General features: G+C 29.0%; 11 protein-coding genes. 10 read left to right on the top strand and 1 reads right to left on the bottom strand.

The annotated features are described in order from the left end of the window. Nucleotide 1 precedes the first annotated feature (1 nt). From J2S18_RS01305 to purD, 9 genes are all read left to right on the top strand, one after another. Nucleotides 2-2632: a hypothetical protein gene (locus J2S18_RS01305; RefSeq protein ID WP_307482224.1), complete on the top strand. Its 2631-nt coding sequence runs from the start codon at nt 2-4 to the stop codon at nt 2630-2632. Nucleotides 2633-3024: 392 nt separating this feature from the next. Beyond that, complete coding sequence (locus J2S18_RS01300; protein WP_307482221.1) at nt 3025-6777, top strand: phosphoribosylformylglycinamidine synthase; 3753 nt, start codon at nt 3025-3027, stop codon at nt 6775-6777. Nucleotides 6778-6793: 16 nt separating this feature from the next. Further along, a complete protein-coding gene (gene purE / locus J2S18_RS01295) occupies nt 6794-7273 on the top strand; it encodes a 5-(carboxyamino)imidazole ribonucleotide mutase (protein ID WP_307482217.1) in 480 nt (159 codons plus the stop codon). After that, a complete protein-coding gene (purC, locus tag J2S18_RS01290; RefSeq protein ID WP_209795533.1) occupies nt 7273-7983 on the top strand; it encodes a phosphoribosylaminoimidazolesuccinocarboxamide synthase in 711 nt (236 codons plus the stop codon). Before purE ends, purC begins: the two co-directional genes overlap by 1 nt. A 27-nt stretch (nt 7984-8010) precedes the next feature. Further along, nucleotides 8011-9447, top strand: coding sequence for an amidophosphoribosyltransferase (gene purF, locus J2S18_RS01285; RefSeq protein ID WP_307482211.1), 1437 nt, complete (start codon nt 8011-8013; stop codon nt 9445-9447). 10 nt (nt 9448-9457) lie between these two features. Further along, complete coding sequence (gene purM, locus J2S18_RS01280) at nt 9458-10459, top strand: phosphoribosylformylglycinamidine cyclo-ligase (RefSeq protein ID WP_307482209.1); 1002 nt, start codon at nt 9458-9460, stop codon at nt 10457-10459. Further along, on the top strand, nt 10447-11061 hold the full coding sequence (gene purN, locus J2S18_RS01275; protein ID WP_307482206.1) for a phosphoribosylglycinamide formyltransferase: 615 nt from the start codon (nt 10447-10449) through the stop codon (nt 11059-11061). Before purM ends, purN begins: the two co-directional genes overlap by 13 nt. 12 nt (nt 11062-11073) lie before the next feature. After that, nucleotides 11074-12573 (top strand): bifunctional phosphoribosylaminoimidazolecarboxamide formyltransferase/IMP cyclohydrolase, encoded by a 1500-nt coding sequence (purH, locus tag J2S18_RS01270; RefSeq protein ID WP_307482204.1) that lies wholly within the window; start codon nt 11074-11076, stop codon nt 12571-12573. 88 nt (nt 12574-12661) lie between these two features. Beyond that, nucleotides 12662-13912 carry a phosphoribosylamine--glycine ligase gene (purD, locus tag J2S18_RS01265; RefSeq protein ID WP_307482200.1) on the top strand — a complete coding sequence of 417 codons (1251 nt, stop codon included), beginning with the start codon at nt 12662-12664 and terminating at the stop codon, nt 13910-13912. Nucleotides 13913-13973: 61 nt separating this feature from the next. Here the strand turns inward: purD and J2S18_RS01260 are convergent, their stop codons facing one another. Continuing rightward, on the bottom strand, nt 13974-14537 hold the full coding sequence (locus J2S18_RS01260; RefSeq protein WP_307482197.1) for a TetR/AcrR family transcriptional regulator C-terminal domain-containing protein: 564 nt from the start codon (nt 14535-14537) through the stop codon (nt 13974-13976). Between the two features lie 158 nt (nt 14538-14695). On the opposite strand from J2S18_RS01260, the gene J2S18_RS01255 reads away from it, so the two are divergent. Beyond that, nucleotides 14696-16393, top strand: a complete 1698-nt coding sequence (locus J2S18_RS01255) for an oleate hydratase (RefSeq protein WP_307482194.1) — start codon at nt 14696-14698, stop codon at nt 16391-16393. Nucleotides 16394-16562 lie beyond the last annotated feature (169 nt).

Genomic DNA, 16562 nt, shown 5'->3' with positions numbered 1-16562 from the left:
TATGTATAAATCAATGTCTAAAAAAGTAATAGCATTAGTTATAATAGGAAGTATGTGTGCAACTACAGTTGCAAGTGCATCAGAAGTAAAAAAGGATGAAAGTGTTTATGTAAATTTAAAAGCTAGTGGTCAAGTTGAAAAGACAACAGTAACTGACTGGCTACATTCAGATAAAGGAAATATAGATGTAACTGATAAATCAAACCTTGAAAATATACAAAATATAAAGGGAGAGGAAGCTCCAATTAAGGATGGAGATACTCTTAAATGGAAAATAAATAGTAGTGACCTTTATTATAAAGGAGATACAAAAGCTTCACTACCTCTTGATGTAAGTATTAAGTATTACTTAAATGATGAGAAGGTAGATGAAAAAGATTTAGCAGGTAAATCAGGAAAGATAAAAATTGAAATAGAACTTAAAAATAATAGTTATAAAAATGTTAAGATTGGAGGAAAGGATAGGAAACTTTATACTCCACTTTTAGCAGCTACAGTAGTTACTCTTCCAGTAGATAAATTTAAAGATGTAACTATAAATGAAGGAACAATGGTATCAGAAGGAAATAATAATGTTGTAGCATTTCCAGCATGTCCAGGACTAAAGGAAAGTTTGGATTTAAATGATAAAGATTTAGATATAAATCTTGATAATAAACTTGTTATAGAAGGATATACAGATAATTTTGAACTTGGACCAATAATGATAACTGCAACTACAGAATTACCTAACTTAGATAAGATAGAAAAGGCAGATTCAATAGATGAGTTAAAGGATTCTTTAAATAAATTAAAGGATGCATCAGATAAATTATTAGAGGGTACTGGAGCTTTAAGTGATGGTATTATGACAGCTAAGAAAAAGTTAGATGAAGGTAAAGGCAAATTAAATGATAATACTTTAAAAGAAGCTATGGGTATATTACAATCTGATGAAAAGATAAATAAAGCTAATAAATTAATTGATGATGCTTATTTTGCAAAAAATATTAACACTGATAAAGGTAAACAAGCTTTAGGATTATTAACTGAAAATAATATAAATAATCTTAATACTTTAGCTTCTGATGGACAAGCAATCCTAGTTCATAAGGGACAAATAGAGGCAGCAGTTAATACATTTAAAGGACTTTCAAGAGATGATGGTTTTAATAAACTTTTAAATGATACTATGAAGGCTAAAAAAGCTTATGAAAACGTAAATCCAAATACTATTAAAAAGTTAAATAAAATGAGTGAATTAGCTACAAGTGGTAATTTAAATAAGAGCCAAAATTTATTAAAAGAAACAATAGGAATTCAAAAGGAATTAGCTGGAGTTCAAGGTCCATTAAATTCACTAATAAATAATGCACCAGGAAATAATACAGAAGAAAAGGCTAATAATTTTTTAAATGGTGTCAATGGACAAATTAAGAAAACAACATCAATGATAAATGGAATTGATCCTAGTAAAATGCAAGCTATGTCAAAGGATGTATCTAGTTATGGTGAAGGTTATTTAATCTTTAAAGGAATACTTGCAGGTGATGTTGCTACTGCTGCTAAACAAGGGGTAGATCCTTCAAAGGCTTTAGCAATGTCAAAGGCTAAGTTATGTAAGTATATAGATGGAGTTTATGGAGGCAATGGTGCTAAACTTAAAGTCTTAGTAAATAGTATGACATTAAAAGATATATCTAAAGAAGGTATAGGAAATGACTATACTAAAATGAACGCATATGGTAAAACAATGACTGGATTAATGAAAGATGTACAAGTAGTTAAAGGATTAACACCAGTTTTAGATAAAACAAGTGATTTTCTATCAAAGCCTGGACAAACAAAGAAATTTGCTAAATTCTATTCAGATATAAATAATAAAGAAAATCAAAAGCTTATGAATGCAGCAACAGAAGGTTTCTTAAGTTTAAATGAGGAAGATTTAAAGGCTATAAACTCACTTAAAGATAACCTAATGACAGTTTCAAAAGATGTGGAAGAAAATAAACAAAATATTGAAACTATAAATAAAATGGTTAAAGGCTTAAAGGATGATAAGAAGTTAGTATCTAAAATAGATAAATTCTCAAATGACTTAGATAAATCACAAGGAACAATAAAACAAATAGAAAATGTTTTAGGAAATGGAAGTAGTTATGATATTAAAGAAGCTAAAAAAATGGGAGAAAAGCTTTTAAGTATGCAACAAGACTTAAAAGATAGTAGTGATATTTTAAGAATAACTAAAACTTCATTAGATAAAAATAATGTTAATAGAGCTAGAGAGTTATTAAATAGCTTACCATCATTAGAAGATGGAGTTAATAAACTAGCAGATGGAAGTCAAAAACTTAATGAAGGAATGGAAAAATTCAATAAAGAAGGAATAGAAAAAATTTATGACAAAGGAAATGAGGGTGTAGAAAATATTGATAATGTCATTGAAGTTAAAGATGAATTAGTTAAGATGTCAAAGGATTATAATACATTTTCAGGAAAAGATAAAGATATGGATGGCTCTGTAAAATTTATTATGAAAACAAATGAAATAAAAGCACCAGAAAAGGAAAAGGCTCCTGTTGCTACAGAAGAGGATAAGGGTGGATTTATTAATTGGTTAAAAGGAATATTTGAAAAAATATTTGGATAGTATACAAAGAAAATGTTAATAATAATAGTGACCTTTCAAGGGTAGAAGGGTTACGTAGGTTTAAACAGAGAGGGCTGGTGATTTATTCACCAGCTTTTTTGTATTATTTTAAAGTTTGTTAAACATAAATAATTATATAATTAGACTAAAAATTGTATTTAAAATTGGAAATTGAAAATAAATAGCATTATCCAATAAAAGTAAAAAATATTCTAATAAAACGTAATAAATTAAAATGTTGAATAATAATATTCGTATATATACGAATATTAAAACATATATTATAAATAATATTGACATTATTTATATGCGGTGGTATGCTGAAATTACCAAAACGATTATTGAAAAATAAGTAATAATGTTAGTATTTTTAAATTGGTGGAGGGGAAGATATGGTTAATATAAGAACAATTTTTGTTGAGAAAAAAGATGGATTTAATGTAGAAGGAAAACTTTTATTAAAAGATTTTAAAGAGAATTTAGGAACTAATAATTTAGAAAAAGTAAGAGTTTTAAATAAGTATATAATTGGAGAACTTAATGAAGAGGATTATAATAAAGCAATACATAGAATTTTTATGGAACCACCAGTAGATAACATATATGAAGAAAGTATTGAACTAGGTAAGGATGAAACAGTTTTTGCAGTAGAGTATTTACCAGGTCAATACGATCAAAGGGCAGATTGGGCAAAAAAATGTATAATGTTATTAACAAAGGATAACAATGAAACAGAAGTAAAATCATCAAAGGTTATTATTTTAAAAGGTAACCTATCTAAAGAAGAAATAGCTAAAATAAAAAGCTATTATATCAATCCAGTAGATTCAAAGGAAGTTAATCTATATTCTAAAGAACTATCACAAGATTTCACAGTACCTAAAGATGTAAAAATATTAAATGGTTTTAGAGAAAAAAGCAGGGAAGAACTTAAAAATTTTCATAAAGAACAAGGTCTTGCAATGAGTATTGAAGATTTAATAATGATAAGGGATTACTTTAAAGAAGAAAAAAGAGACCCAACTATTACAGAAATAAAAGTAATAGATACTTATTGGTCAGATCATTGTAGGCATACTACCTTTGAAACATCAATTAAAAAGGTTGAAATAGAAGAAAATAAATATACAACTCCAATAAAAAAAGCTTATGAGGCTTATATAAAATCTAGAGATTTTGTATATGGAAAAGATACAAATAGAAAAATATCATTAATGGATATAGCTGTTATAACTATGAAGGAAATGAAAAAGAAAGGTCTTTTAGAAGATTTAGATCTTTCAGATGAAATAAATGCTTGTTCAATAAAAGTAAATTTAGAAACAACTAATGGAACAGAAGAATATCTTTTAATGTTTAAAAATGAAACTCATAACCATCCAACAGAAATAGAACCTTTTGGTGGTGCAGCTACTTGTTTAGGTGGTGCAATAAGAGATCCACTATCAGGAAGAACTTATGTATATCAAGCAATGAGAGTAACAGGGGCAGCAGATCCAACAGTTAATATTAATGAAACATTAAAGGGCAAACTTCCACAAAGAACAATTACTTTAGGAGCAGCAAGTGGTTATAGTTCTTATGGAAATCAGATAGGACTTGCAACTGGACAAGTTGATGAAGTTTATCATCCAAATTATGTAGCAAAGAGAATGGAAATTGGAGCAGTTTTAGGGGCAGCACCTAAAGAAAATGTAGTAAGGGAAGAACCAAAATTAGGTGATGTTGTAATTTTGCTTGGAGGAAGAACTGGAAGAGATGGAGTTGGTGGGGCAACAGGTTCATCTAAAGAACATACTGAAGATTCAATAAATGAATGTGGTGCAGAAGTTCAAAAGGGAAATCCAGTAACAGAGAGAAAGATTCAAAGATTATTTAGAAATAAAGATGTATCAACTATGATAAAGAGATGTAATGACTTTGGGGCAGGTGGTGTATCTGTAGCAATTGGTGAATTATGTAGGGGGCTTAATATAAATTTAGATAAGGTTTTAAAAAAGTATGAAGGTCTAGATGGAACTGAACTTGCAGTTTCAGAATCACAGGAGAGAATGGCAGTAGCTTTAGCTAAAGAAAATGCAGAAAAGTTTATTAAATTTGCAGAGGGAGAAAACTTAGAAGCAGTAATTGTGGCAGAAGTTACAGATGATGATAGATTAAAAATGACTTGGAGAGGAAAGACAATTGTTGATGTAAGTAGAAGTTTCTTAGATACAAATGGAGCTACAGCAGTTACTGATATAAAGGTTAAGGCACCTAAAGAATATCCATATGAAATTAAAGATGTAGATGTTAAAGAAAAATGGATAAATACATTAAAAGAATTAAATGTTTGTAGCAAGAAAGGTTTAATAGAAAGATTTGATTCAACAATAGGAGGAAACACAGTTTTATTACCTCTTGGAGGAAAGTATCAAAAGACACCAGCAGAAGGAATGGCTGCAAAAATTCCAGTATTAAATGGGGAAAGTAAGGATGCATCCCTTATGGCTTATGGATTTAATCCATACCTTGGAATGTGGAGTCCTTTCCATATGGCTTTTTATTCAGTTATAGAGTCAGTTACAAAAATAACTGCAATGGGGGGAGATTATAAAAAGGCTAGGTTAACCTTCCAAGAGTATTTTGAAAAACTTGGTGAAAATAAAGAGAGATGGGGAAAGCCATTTAGTGCATTACTTGGAGCATATAAGGCACAGGAAGATCTTAAAATTCCAGCAATAGGAGGAAAAGATTCAATGTCTGGAAGTTTTGGAGATATAGACGTACCACCAAGTCTTATATCCTTTGCAGTTACAGTGGAAAAGGCAGATAAAATTATTTCACCAGAATTTAAAAAGATAAATTCTAATATTGTTCTTATTAAAGCTGAAAAACTTGAAGATGGAACAATTGAAATGGAAAGCTTTAAGAAAAATTTAAATAAAGTTTATAAACTTATTTCAGAAGGAAAAATAATTTCAGCTTATTCCCTTAAATTTGGAGGAGTTGCTGAAGGAATTACAAAAATGGCAATAGGAAATAGAATAGGGGCTATATTAGATAAGCTTTCAAAGGATGAATTATTTGGATTTAATTATGGAAGCTTAATATTAGAAGTTAATGAAGAAGTTTATATAAAGGAATCTTTTGAAGGAACAAACTATAAATTAATAGGAAAAACATTAGAAGAGGAATATATTAAATGTCCAGAATATAATGTGGAATTTAATTTAGAAGAGTTAGAAAAGGCATATGAAGAAAAGCTAGAACCTGTATTTAAGTCAAAGATAAATGAAAATTGTAATAAAGTAGAGGCAGTTTTAAAAAGTGAAAAAGGAATTATTTCACCAAAGATAAAGGTAACTAAACCTAAAGTAGTTATTCCAGTATTTCCAGGTACAAACTGTGAATATGACTGTAAAAAAGCATTTTTAAAAGAGGGAGCAGAGGTATCAGAAGTTCTTTTAAGAAATCTAAATAGGGAAAGTCTTTTAGATTCTATAGAAAACTTGAAAAAAGAAATTGATAAATCACAAATTATAATGCTTCCAGGAGGTTTCTCAGCTGGAGATGAACCAGATGGTTCAGCTAAATTTATAGCAACAATATTTAGAAATGAAAAAATAAAAGAGTCAGTAATGGAATTACTAAACAATAGAGATGGACTTATTCTTGGAATTTGTAACGGCTTCCAAGGACTTATAAAACTTGGACTTTTACCATATGGAGAAATTTTAGATATAAAGGAAGATATGCCAACATTAACTTACAATAATATAAATAGGCATATGTCAACAATGGTTAGAACAAAGGTAGTTTCTAAAAAATCACCTTGGTTTAATGAGGTAGACCTTGGAAAAATTCATACAGTTCCAATATCCCATGGAGAGGGAAGATTTGTGGCATCAGAAAAGGTATTAAAGGAACTTTTAGAAAATGGTCAAATAGCAAAACAATATGTAGATTTAAATGGAGAAGTTGCTATGGATATGCCATATAATCCAAATGGTTCAATGCTTGGAATTGAAGGAATAACAAGTGCTGATGGAAGAATACTTGGAAAGATGGCTCACAGTGAAAGAATTGGAGACAATCTTTATAAAAATATAGAAGGAAATTTTGATGAAAAAATATTTAAATCAGGAGTAAATTATTTTAAATAATAAAGGAGTGTTTTAAATGAAAGTAGCAATATTTTTTGGAAGTAAATCGGATATTGAAATTATGAAGGGAGCTTCTAATGCTTTAAAAGAATTTAATATTGAGTATAAGGCATATGTACTTTCAGCCCATAGAGTTCCAGAAAAACTTGTGGAAACTATAAAGGAAGTTGAAAATGAAGGTTGTGAAGTAATTATTGCAGGAGCTGGACTTGCAGCACATCTTCCTGGAGTAATAGCAAGTCATACAACTATGCCAGTTATTGGAGTTCCTATAAGAGCAGCAGTTGAAGGTGTGGATGCATTACTTTCAATAGTGCAAATGCCAAAATCAATACCAGTTGCAACTGTTGGAATAAATAATAGTTATAATGCAGGAATTCTTGCAATTGAGATGCTTTCATTAAAATATCCAGAAATAAAGAAGGATTTAATTGATTTTAGAGAAAGAATGAAAAAAAGATTTATAGAAGAAAATAAAGAAGGAGTGGAATTATAATGACTAAAAAACTTGAAATGTTATATGAAGGAAAGGCAAAGCAAGTATTTGCTACAGATAATAAAAATGAGGTAATAGTTCATTATAAAGATGATGCAACAGCTTTTAATGGAGAAAAGAAGGCTCAAATAGATAATAAAGGAGTTTTAAATAACGCTATAACATCTATGATTTTTGAAATGCTAAACAAAGAAGGAATAAAAACACATTTTATTAAAAAGTTAAATGATAGAGATCAGCTTTGTAAAAAAGTTTCAATAGTTCCCCTTGAAGTTATAGTTAGAAATGTTGCAGCAGGAAGTATGGCAAAGAGACTTGGACTTAAAGAAGGAACAAAGTTAAATACTACAGTTTTTGAATTATCTTATAAAGATGATGAACTTGGAGATCCACTTATAAATGATTATCATGCAGTAGCAATTGGAGCTACAACTTTTGAAGAATTAAAAGAAATTTATTCTATGACAGATAAAATAAATAATTTACTAAAAGAATTTTTTAAGAAGCAAAACATTAATTTAATTGATTTTAAAATAGAGTTTGGAAAAGATGAAAATGGAGAAATATTACTTGCAGATGAAATATCTCCAGATACATGTAGATTTTGGGATGCCAAAACAGGAGAAAAGCTTGATAAAGATAGATTTAGAAGAGATATGGGAAATGTAGAAGAAGCTTATGAAGAAATATTAAAGAGAATTAAAGGGTAAAAGTAATTTTAAAGAGAGGTATGGCGTATGATTAATTCAAAAATTAATATTATAGATCCAGAAAATGATAAGTTTAAAGATGAATGTGGAGTATTTGGAGTATATTCAAAGAAAGAAATAAATGTTGCAGAGCTTACTTATTATGGATTATATGCTCTTCAACATAGAGGACAAGAAAGTACAGGTATTGCAGTAGCAAATGGAGAAGAAATAAAAGTTCATAAAGGTCTTGGAATTATAACTGAAGCATTTACAAAGGAAGACTTAAAGGCTTTGGAAAAAGCTAATGGTCATATTTCAATTGGACATGTTAGATATTCCACTGCTGGTTCTAAAACAATTGAAAATGCACAGCCTCTTTTAAGTAGAACAAAATTTGGTCCTATAGCAACAGCTCATAATGGCAATTTAGTAAATGGAGATGTTATAAGGGATTTATTAGAGGAAGGTGGGCATGTTTTCCACACAACTGTAGATTCAGAAGTTATAACTAGTCTTATTGCAAGGGGAGCAAAAAGAGGAATTGAAAGAGCAGTAATAGATGCTATATCAGCAGTTAGAGGTTCTTTTGCAATGGTAATAATGACAAATAATAAACTTATAGGAGTTAGAGATCCTCATGGAATAAGACCTCTTTGTATTGGAAAGTTTGAAGATGGTTATGTACTTTCTTCTGAAAGTTGTGCATTAGATACTATTGGAGTTGAACTTGTAAGGGACGTAAAGCCAGGAGAAATAGTTGTAATTGATGAAGAAGGAATTAAAAGCTATAGATATTCAGAAAATACAGTATGCCAAACCTGTTCCTTTGAGTATATATACTTTGCAAGACCAGATTCAGTAATTGATGGTTTAGATGTTCATAATACTAGAGTAAAGCAAGGAGAAGAATTATTTAAAGAACATCCTCTTAAAGCAGATGTAGTAATTGCAGTACCAGACTCTGGAATACCAGCAGCTATGGGATATGCAAGGGCATCTAAAATACCTTATGATACTGGATTTATAAAAAATAGATATGTTGGAAGAACTTTTATAACACCTTCTCAAGAAATGAGAGAAAGAGCAGTTGCTGTAAAACTTAATCCTTTAAAGAAAAATATAGAAGGTAAGAAAGTTATATTAATAGATGATTCAATAGTTAGAGGAACAACATCAAAACATTTAGTTGAATCTTTAAGAAGGGCTGGAGCATCAGAAGTTTACTTTTTAGTTGCATCACCTATGGTTAAATATCCATGTTACTTTGGAATAGATACACCTTATAGAAAAGATTTAATTGCTGCAAATAATACTTTAGAAGAAATAAAAGATATTATAGGATGTGATTACTTAGGTTACTTAACACTAGATGGTGTATATAAAAGTTGTAGCGGAAGAAAAAAATTATGTGTTGGATGCTTTAATGGAATATATCCAGTTTCAGCTCCAATGGAATCTTTAGATGATAATCTTGAAAGGTAGGGTTTTATAAATGATAACTTACAAAGATAGTGGAGTAAATATTGAAGAAGGATATAAATCAGTTAAGCTTATTAAAGAATATGCAAAAAAAACAATGGGAGAATATGTTTTAAACGGACTTGGATCCTTTGCTGGAATGGTTGAACTTCCATCAGGATATAAAACTCCAGTATTAGTATCTGGAACAGATGGAGTTGGAACAAAAATTGATATAGCTTGCAAAAAGAAAAAATATGATACAGTAGGAATTGATTGTGTTGCTATGTGTGTAAATGATATTTTATGTCATGGTGCAAAGCCTTTATTTTTTCTAGATTATATAGCTTGTGGTAAGTTAGAATCTAACGTTTCAGCAAATTTAGTTAAAGGTGTAGCAGATGGATGTATCCAGTCAAATTGTTCATTAATTGGTGGAGAAACAGCTGAAATGCCAGGGTTTTATAAAGAAGGAGACTATGACATAGCAGGATTTGCAGTAGGAATAGTTGATAAAGATAAAATTATAAATGGAAAAGATATAATGCCAGGAGATAAATTAATTGGAATTAAATCCTCAGGAATACACTCAAATGGATATTCTTTAGTTAGAAAATTATTTAAAGATTTAGATGAAGAATATTTTGGTAAACCTATATGGGAAACATTATTAATCCCAACAAAAATATATGTAAAACCTGTACTTAATTTATTAGAGAAATATGAGATAAAGGGTATGTCTCATATAACAGGTGGAGGATTTATAGAAAATGTTCCAAGAATGTTTAATAAAGAAGGTTTAACAGCAGTTATAAATAAAGATAGTTATCCACTTCCAGAAATATTTGAAAAAATGATAGAACTTGGAGTAGATAAAGATCATATGTATAACACTTTCAACATGGGAATAGGGTTTGTATTATGTGTTAAAGAAGAGGATGTAGAAAATATTTTAAGGGAACTCCTAGAAATGGGAGAGGTAGCATATGAAATAGGTTTTGTTACTTCTGGAGGTGAAGGAGTTTGTTTAAGATAGCAGTACTTGCATCAGGTGGTGGAAGTAATCTTCAATCAATAATAGATAATATAGAAAATAGATTTTTAAATTGCACTATAGAGATGATAATTGGAAGTAAAGAGGGAATTTATGCATTAGAGAGAGGCAAAGAAAAGGGGATAGAAACTTTTGTAGTTTCAAGAAAAGACTATGGAAATGATACCTCAAACAAAATTTTAAAACTTGCAAAAGAAAGAAATATAGATTTAATAGTTCTTGCTGGATATCTTTCTATATTAGAAGGAAAAATTTTAAAAGAATATAAAAATAGAATCATAAATATCCATCCATCTTTAATACCATCCTTTTGTGGAGAAAAAATGTATGGACTTAATGTACATAAGGCTGCAATAAAAAAAGGGGTTAAAGTATCAGGGTGTACAGTTCACTTTGTAAATGATGAAGTAGATGGTGGAGAAATAATTATTCAAAAAGCTGTTCCAGTATATTTTGAGGATACAGCAGAAGTTCTTCAAAAGAGAATATTAAAAGAAGAACATAAAATTCTTCCTCTTGCTATTAAATATATAAGCGAAGGAAAAATTGAAATTAAAAGTGGTAGAGTGAATATTTTAAAATAGGGAGGTACTTTTATGAAAAAGAGAGCTTTAATTAGTGTATTTGATAAAGAAGGAGTACTAGAATTTGCAAAATTTCTAAGTGATAGAGATGTTGAAATTATATCAACAGGAGGAACATATAGACATTTAAAAGAAAATGGAATACCTGTAATTGAAGTAAATGATGTAACTGATTTTCCTGAAATGTTAGATGGAAGAGTTAAAACTCTTCACCCAGCTATTCATGCTGGAATATTAGCAATTAGAGATAATGCAGAACATATGAGTACATTACAAGAAAGAAAAATTAATACAATTGATTATGTTGTAGTTAATTTATACCCATTCTTTCAAAAGGTTCATGAAGATATAAGTTTTGATGAAAAGATAGAATTTATTGATATAGGTGGACCTACAATGCTAAGAGCTGCAGCTAAAAACTTTAAGGATGTTGTAGTTATTTCAGATAAGGAAGATTATAAAACTGTAATGAAAGAAATAGAAGAAAATAATGAAGTTTCTTATAAATCTAGAAAAACATTAGCAAGAAAAGTATTTAATTTAATGAGTTCTTATGATGCTGCAATTTCAAACTTCTTATTAAATGAAGAATATCCAGAATATCTTTCATTATCTTATAGTAAGGTGCAGGATTTAAGATATGGAGAAAATCCAACTCAAAGTGCAGCTTATTATAGTTCAAATGAATTTAAAGGTGCAATGAATAGTTTTAAAATATTAAATGGAAAAGCTTTATCTTATAACAACATAAAAGATGTAGATATTGCATGGAAGGTTTGTAATGAATTTGAAGAAATAGCTTGCTGTGCATTAAAACACAATACTCCATGTGGAGTTGCAGTTGGAGAATCTGTTTTTGAAGTTTATAAAAAAGCCCATGATGCAGATCCAGTATCAATATTTGGAGGAATAGTTGCAATTAATAGAAAAATAGATAAAGAAACAGCAGAGGAAATGAAGAAAATCTTCTTAGAAGTTATAATTGCACCAGAATATGATGAAGATGCACTAGAAGTTTTAAAAACTAAAAAGAATTTAAGAGTATTAGAGTGTAAAGTAGCTCCAAAGGGAAAAATGTGCATGGTTTCAGTTGATGGAGGAATATTAGTTCAAGAAGAGGATAGAAAACTTCTAAAAGAAACTAAAGTTGTAACAGAAAAATCCCCAACTAATAAAGAAATGGAAGATTTAATATTTGCAATGAAGGTTTGTAAGTATGTAAAATCTAATGCAATAGTAGTTGCTAAAGATGGTGTTGCTCTTGGAATAGGTGGAGGACAAGTCAATAGAATATGGGCAACAACTGAAGCTTTAGAAAGAGGAAAAGGGGCAACAGTTCTAGCATCAGATGCCTTCTTCCCATTTAGAGACTGTGTTGATGAAGCTGCAAAATATGGTATAAAAGCTATAATACAGCCAGGTGGTTCCATAAGAGATGAAGAATCAATAGAAGCTTGTAATGAGCATGGAATAAGTATGGTATTTACAGGAGTTAGACATTTTAAACACTAATAAAAATTATAAATTCTAATTAATAATGGACAATTTATAGAGTATATTCTTAAATTGTCCATTGTAGGTTAAGGGAGATGGATAGTTTATGAAAATACTTTTAATAGGTTCAGGTGGAAGAGAACATGCTTTAGCATGGAAAATAGGAAAAAGTAATAAAGTTGATAAGATATATGTAGCTCCAGGAAATGGAGGAACTGCAACTTGTATTAAATGTGAAAATATAAACATTACTGATATAGAAGAATTAGTAAAGTTTTCAAAAGAGAAAGATATAGATTTAACAATAGTTGGACCAGAGGAACCTTTAATAAAAGGAATTGTAAATAGATTTCAAGAAGAAGGACTTAAAATATTTGGACCTTCAAAGGAAGGGGCAAAGTTAGAGGGAAGTAAAAGTTTTTCTAAAGACTTTATGAAAAAGTATGGAGTGAAAACTGCTGAATATGAAGTTTTTTATAATGAAAAAGAGGCTAAAGAATATTTAAAGGATTGTAAATATCCAATAGTTATAAAGGCAGATGGACTTGCAGCAGGTAAAGGTGTAGTAATATGTGAAAATAAAGAAGAAGCCTTTAAAGCAGTGGATTCCTTTATGGTAGAAGATATATTTAATGGTGCTGGTAAAAAGATTGTAATTGAAGAATTTTTAAAAGGTATTGAAGCTTCAATACTTTCAATTACAGATGGAAATACAATAATTCCATTTCTTTCAGCAAAGGATCATAAACAAATATTTGATGATAATAAAGGACCAAATACAGGTGGCATGGGAGTTGTATCTCCTAATCCTTATGTTACAGAGGAAGTTTTAGAGGATTTTAAAAATAATATAATGGATAAAACATTAGCTGGAATTAAAGAAGAAGGCTTTGATTTTAAAGGGATAATTTTCTTTGGAATAATGATAACTGAAGAAGGAACTAAACTTCTTGAATATAATGTAAGAATGGGGGACCCTGAAACTCAATCAGTATTATCCCTTATGAATAGTGATTTGTTAGAGCTTATATGTGGAGCTTTAAATGGAAATTTAAAGGATATGAAAGTAGAATTTGAAGATGGATTTTGCATAAATGTTGTAATGGCATCAAAGGGATATCCAAGTAGCTATGAAAAAGGATATAAGATAAATATTGAGGATGATATAAAGGATAATATATTTATAGCTGGTGCAACTTTAAAAGATGGAGAACTTATAACTAGTGGTGGAAGAGTTTTATCAGTTATAGGAAAGGGAAAAACTTTAGAAGAAGCTAGAGAGAAGGCTTATAAAAATATTTCTAAAGTTAACTTTGAAGGAGCTTATTATAGAAAAGATATTGGAATAGCTAAATAAAAGTATAAAAAATCTCAATAAATTTTGTTGGGATTTTTTATTTTATTTAAAAAACAAATATTTAATTTTGTTTAGTAATTCGACTTATGCTGCCTTTTAAAATAAGTGAAATATTTTCAACTATATCATTAGGATTTTCGTTCATTCCATTTTCTATCCATTGAATAAGTGTAGCAGTAAAACTAAGAGCATAAAAGTTGCATAAAAACTTTTTTTTAGATTCAGTCAAAGAAAATAGAGAACCCTCTTGATCTATAACAGGAATGATCATTTTATATATTTCATTATAGAGAAAAACATTAAGATATTGTTTGTTGGAAAATTTAATAATAGAATGACTAATTTCTTTATTTGTATAAAAATAGTCAAAAAGATCTAAAAGTCCCATACTCCAATGGGGAAAATCTATATATGTATTAATTTTATTTTCTATTTCAGTTTGATAGCTCCATTCTAAAAGATCATAAATATCTTTAAAATGTCTATAAAAAGTACGACGGTTAAGACCACATTCATTTGAAATTTCTTGAATTGTAATTTTATTTATAGGTTTTTTTCTCATATATTTTTTTAAAGCTGATGCAAATAGTTCTTTAGTCATTTTTGAAAGAACTGAATTTTTCATAATAAAATCACCATCCTATTGATGAATATATTCACATATTTAAAATAGTGTGACAATATGCCTCAAAATAAAATAATTGGTTATTTAAATGGTAGCATTTGAGATTTATAATGTCAATAAAGTAAGAACTTTAAACAATTTAGAGAGGATGATGAATTATGGGTAACTATCAAAGAAATAAAACTAATGTACCAAAAAATATTGATGATCGTAAAGCATATTTAGTAGGAGGAGGAATTGCCTCATTAGCAGCAGCCTTTTATTTAATTAGGGATGGACATATGCAAGGTGAAAATATTACTATTTTTGAAAAGTTAAACATTGAAGGTGGTTCAATGGATGGTAGTGGAGATTCAGAAAATGGATATGTAGTTCGTGGAGGAAGAGAAATGGAAGCCCATTATGAATGTACATGGGATCTTTTTGGAGATATTCCAGCACTAGAAAAAAAGGGTTACTCTGTGTTAGATGAATTTAAAGAACTTAATGAAAATGATCCAAATATATCTAAATGTAGACTTATAAATAATTGTGGAGAAAAGATTGATATTGAGAATTTTGGACTTAGTCCATTAAATGTTAAGGAAATTACAAAACTGTTTTTAGCAACTGAAGAGGAACTTGGTAACATAACAGTTGAACAATTTTTTGATCCTACTTTCTTAGAAACAAAATTCTGGTTTTTATGGAGATCTATGTTTGCCTTTGAAAACTGGCACAGTGTTGTGGAAATGAAACGTTATATGCATCGTTTTATTCATTTACTTCCAGGGTTTAGTGAAATGAAAGGACTTATATTCCCAAAATATAATCAATATGATTCATTTATTTTGCCACTTGCTAATTATTTGAAAGATAAAGGAGTAAAATTTGATTATAATACTAAAATAACAGATTTAGATATTGAAATTAGTGGAATAGAAAAAACTGTAACAGGCATTCATATGATAGAAGATAATAAGGAGAAAGTTATTAATATAAAACCAATAGATTTGGTTATGGTTACAAATGGTTCTATGACAGAGTGTTCTGAGTATGGAGATGGAGAATCTATACCTAAACTTAGGAGAGATTTAGGTGATGTGTGGAAATTATGGAGTAATATATCAAAGAAAGATTCTTCTTTTGGGAATCCTGAAGTTTTTTGTGGAAATGTTGATAAATCTAAATGGGAATCTTTTACTATAACTTGTAAAGATTCAAAACTTGTTGATAAAATACATGAATTAAGTGGAAATGATCCTCATTCAGGTAAAACTGTAACAGGTGGAATTATTACTATGACAGATTCTAACTGGTTACTTAGTGTTACATGTAATAGACAACCACATTTTCCAAAACAACCAGATGATGTTATAGTTTTATGGGCATATGGTTTATTATTAGACAAAGAAGGTAATTATATTAAAAAGCCAATGACAGAATGTACAGGAAATGAACTTCTTGAAGAACTACTTTATCATTTAGGACTTGAAGAAGATATTCCAGAAATACTTAAGACTGTTATAGTAATTCCTGTTATGATGCCATATATTACTGCTCAATTTATGCCAAGACATAAAGGAGATCGTCCATATGTTGTACCAGAGGGATCAAAAAATTTAGCTTTCTTAGGACAATTTGCAGAAATTGAAGGAGATTGTGTATTTACAGTTGAATATTCTGTTCGTTCAGCTATGATGGCAACATATAAATTACTTAACCTTAATAAAACAGTTCCAAATGTATATCCTTCACAATATGATATTAGGGTTATGGCAAGAGCTATAAAAGCTTTAAATAGTGGAAGACCATTACCAGGTGAAGATATTATTAAAAAATTACTTAAAGATACAACAATGGATGGGCTTGTATAGTTTAAATATGTATTATAAAAAATAATAAAAAGATTAAAGTTATTTTAATTAAAAAATTTAATAACTTTAATCTTTTTATTTTATTTAAATTTTAGAAAAATATATTTTATATAGTATAAAAATATTAAAATTTATATTTTAAATTGTAAAATTTCAGTTAACAAAAATA

Origin of the sequence: Eubacterium multiforme (genome assembly GCF_030813415.1) — a bacterium.
Lineage (GTDB): Bacteria > Bacillota > Clostridia > Clostridiales > Clostridiaceae > Clostridium > Clostridium multiforme.
This window is presented reverse-complemented; position numbering and strand designations above follow the sequence as displayed.

Bases quoted from the DNA above. Each gene is read 5' to 3' on its own strand.
- purD (WP_307482200.1), top strand. From the start codon at position 12,662: ATGAAAATACTTTTAATAGGTTCAGGTGGAAGAGAACATGCTTTAGCA.
- J2S18_RS01255 (WP_307482194.1), top strand. From the start codon at position 14,696: ATGGGTAACTATCAAAGAAATAAAACTAATGTACCAAAAAATATTGAT.
- purC (WP_209795533.1), top strand. From the start codon at position 7,273: ATGACTAAAAAACTTGAAATGTTATATGAAGGAAAGGCAAAGCAAGTA.
- purH (WP_307482204.1), top strand. From the start codon at position 11,074: ATGAAAAAGAGAGCTTTAATTAGTGTATTTGATAAAGAAGGAGTACTA.
- J2S18_RS01260 (WP_307482197.1), bottom strand. From the start codon at position 14,537: ATGAAAAATTCAGTTCTTTCAAAAATGACTAAAGAACTATTTGCATCA.
- J2S18_RS01300 (WP_307482221.1), top strand. From the start codon at position 3,025: ATGGTTAATATAAGAACAATTTTTGTTGAGAAAAAAGATGGATTTAAT.
- purM (WP_307482209.1), top strand. From the start codon at position 9,458: ATGATAACTTACAAAGATAGTGGAGTAAATATTGAAGAAGGATATAAA.
- purE (WP_307482217.1), top strand. From the start codon at position 6,794: ATGAAAGTAGCAATATTTTTTGGAAGTAAATCGGATATTGAAATTATG.
- J2S18_RS01305 (WP_307482224.1), top strand. From the start codon at position 2: ATGTATAAATCAATGTCTAAAAAAGTAATAGCATTAGTTATAATAGGA.
- purF (WP_307482211.1), top strand. From the start codon at position 8,011: ATGATTAATTCAAAAATTAATATTATAGATCCAGAAAATGATAAGTTT.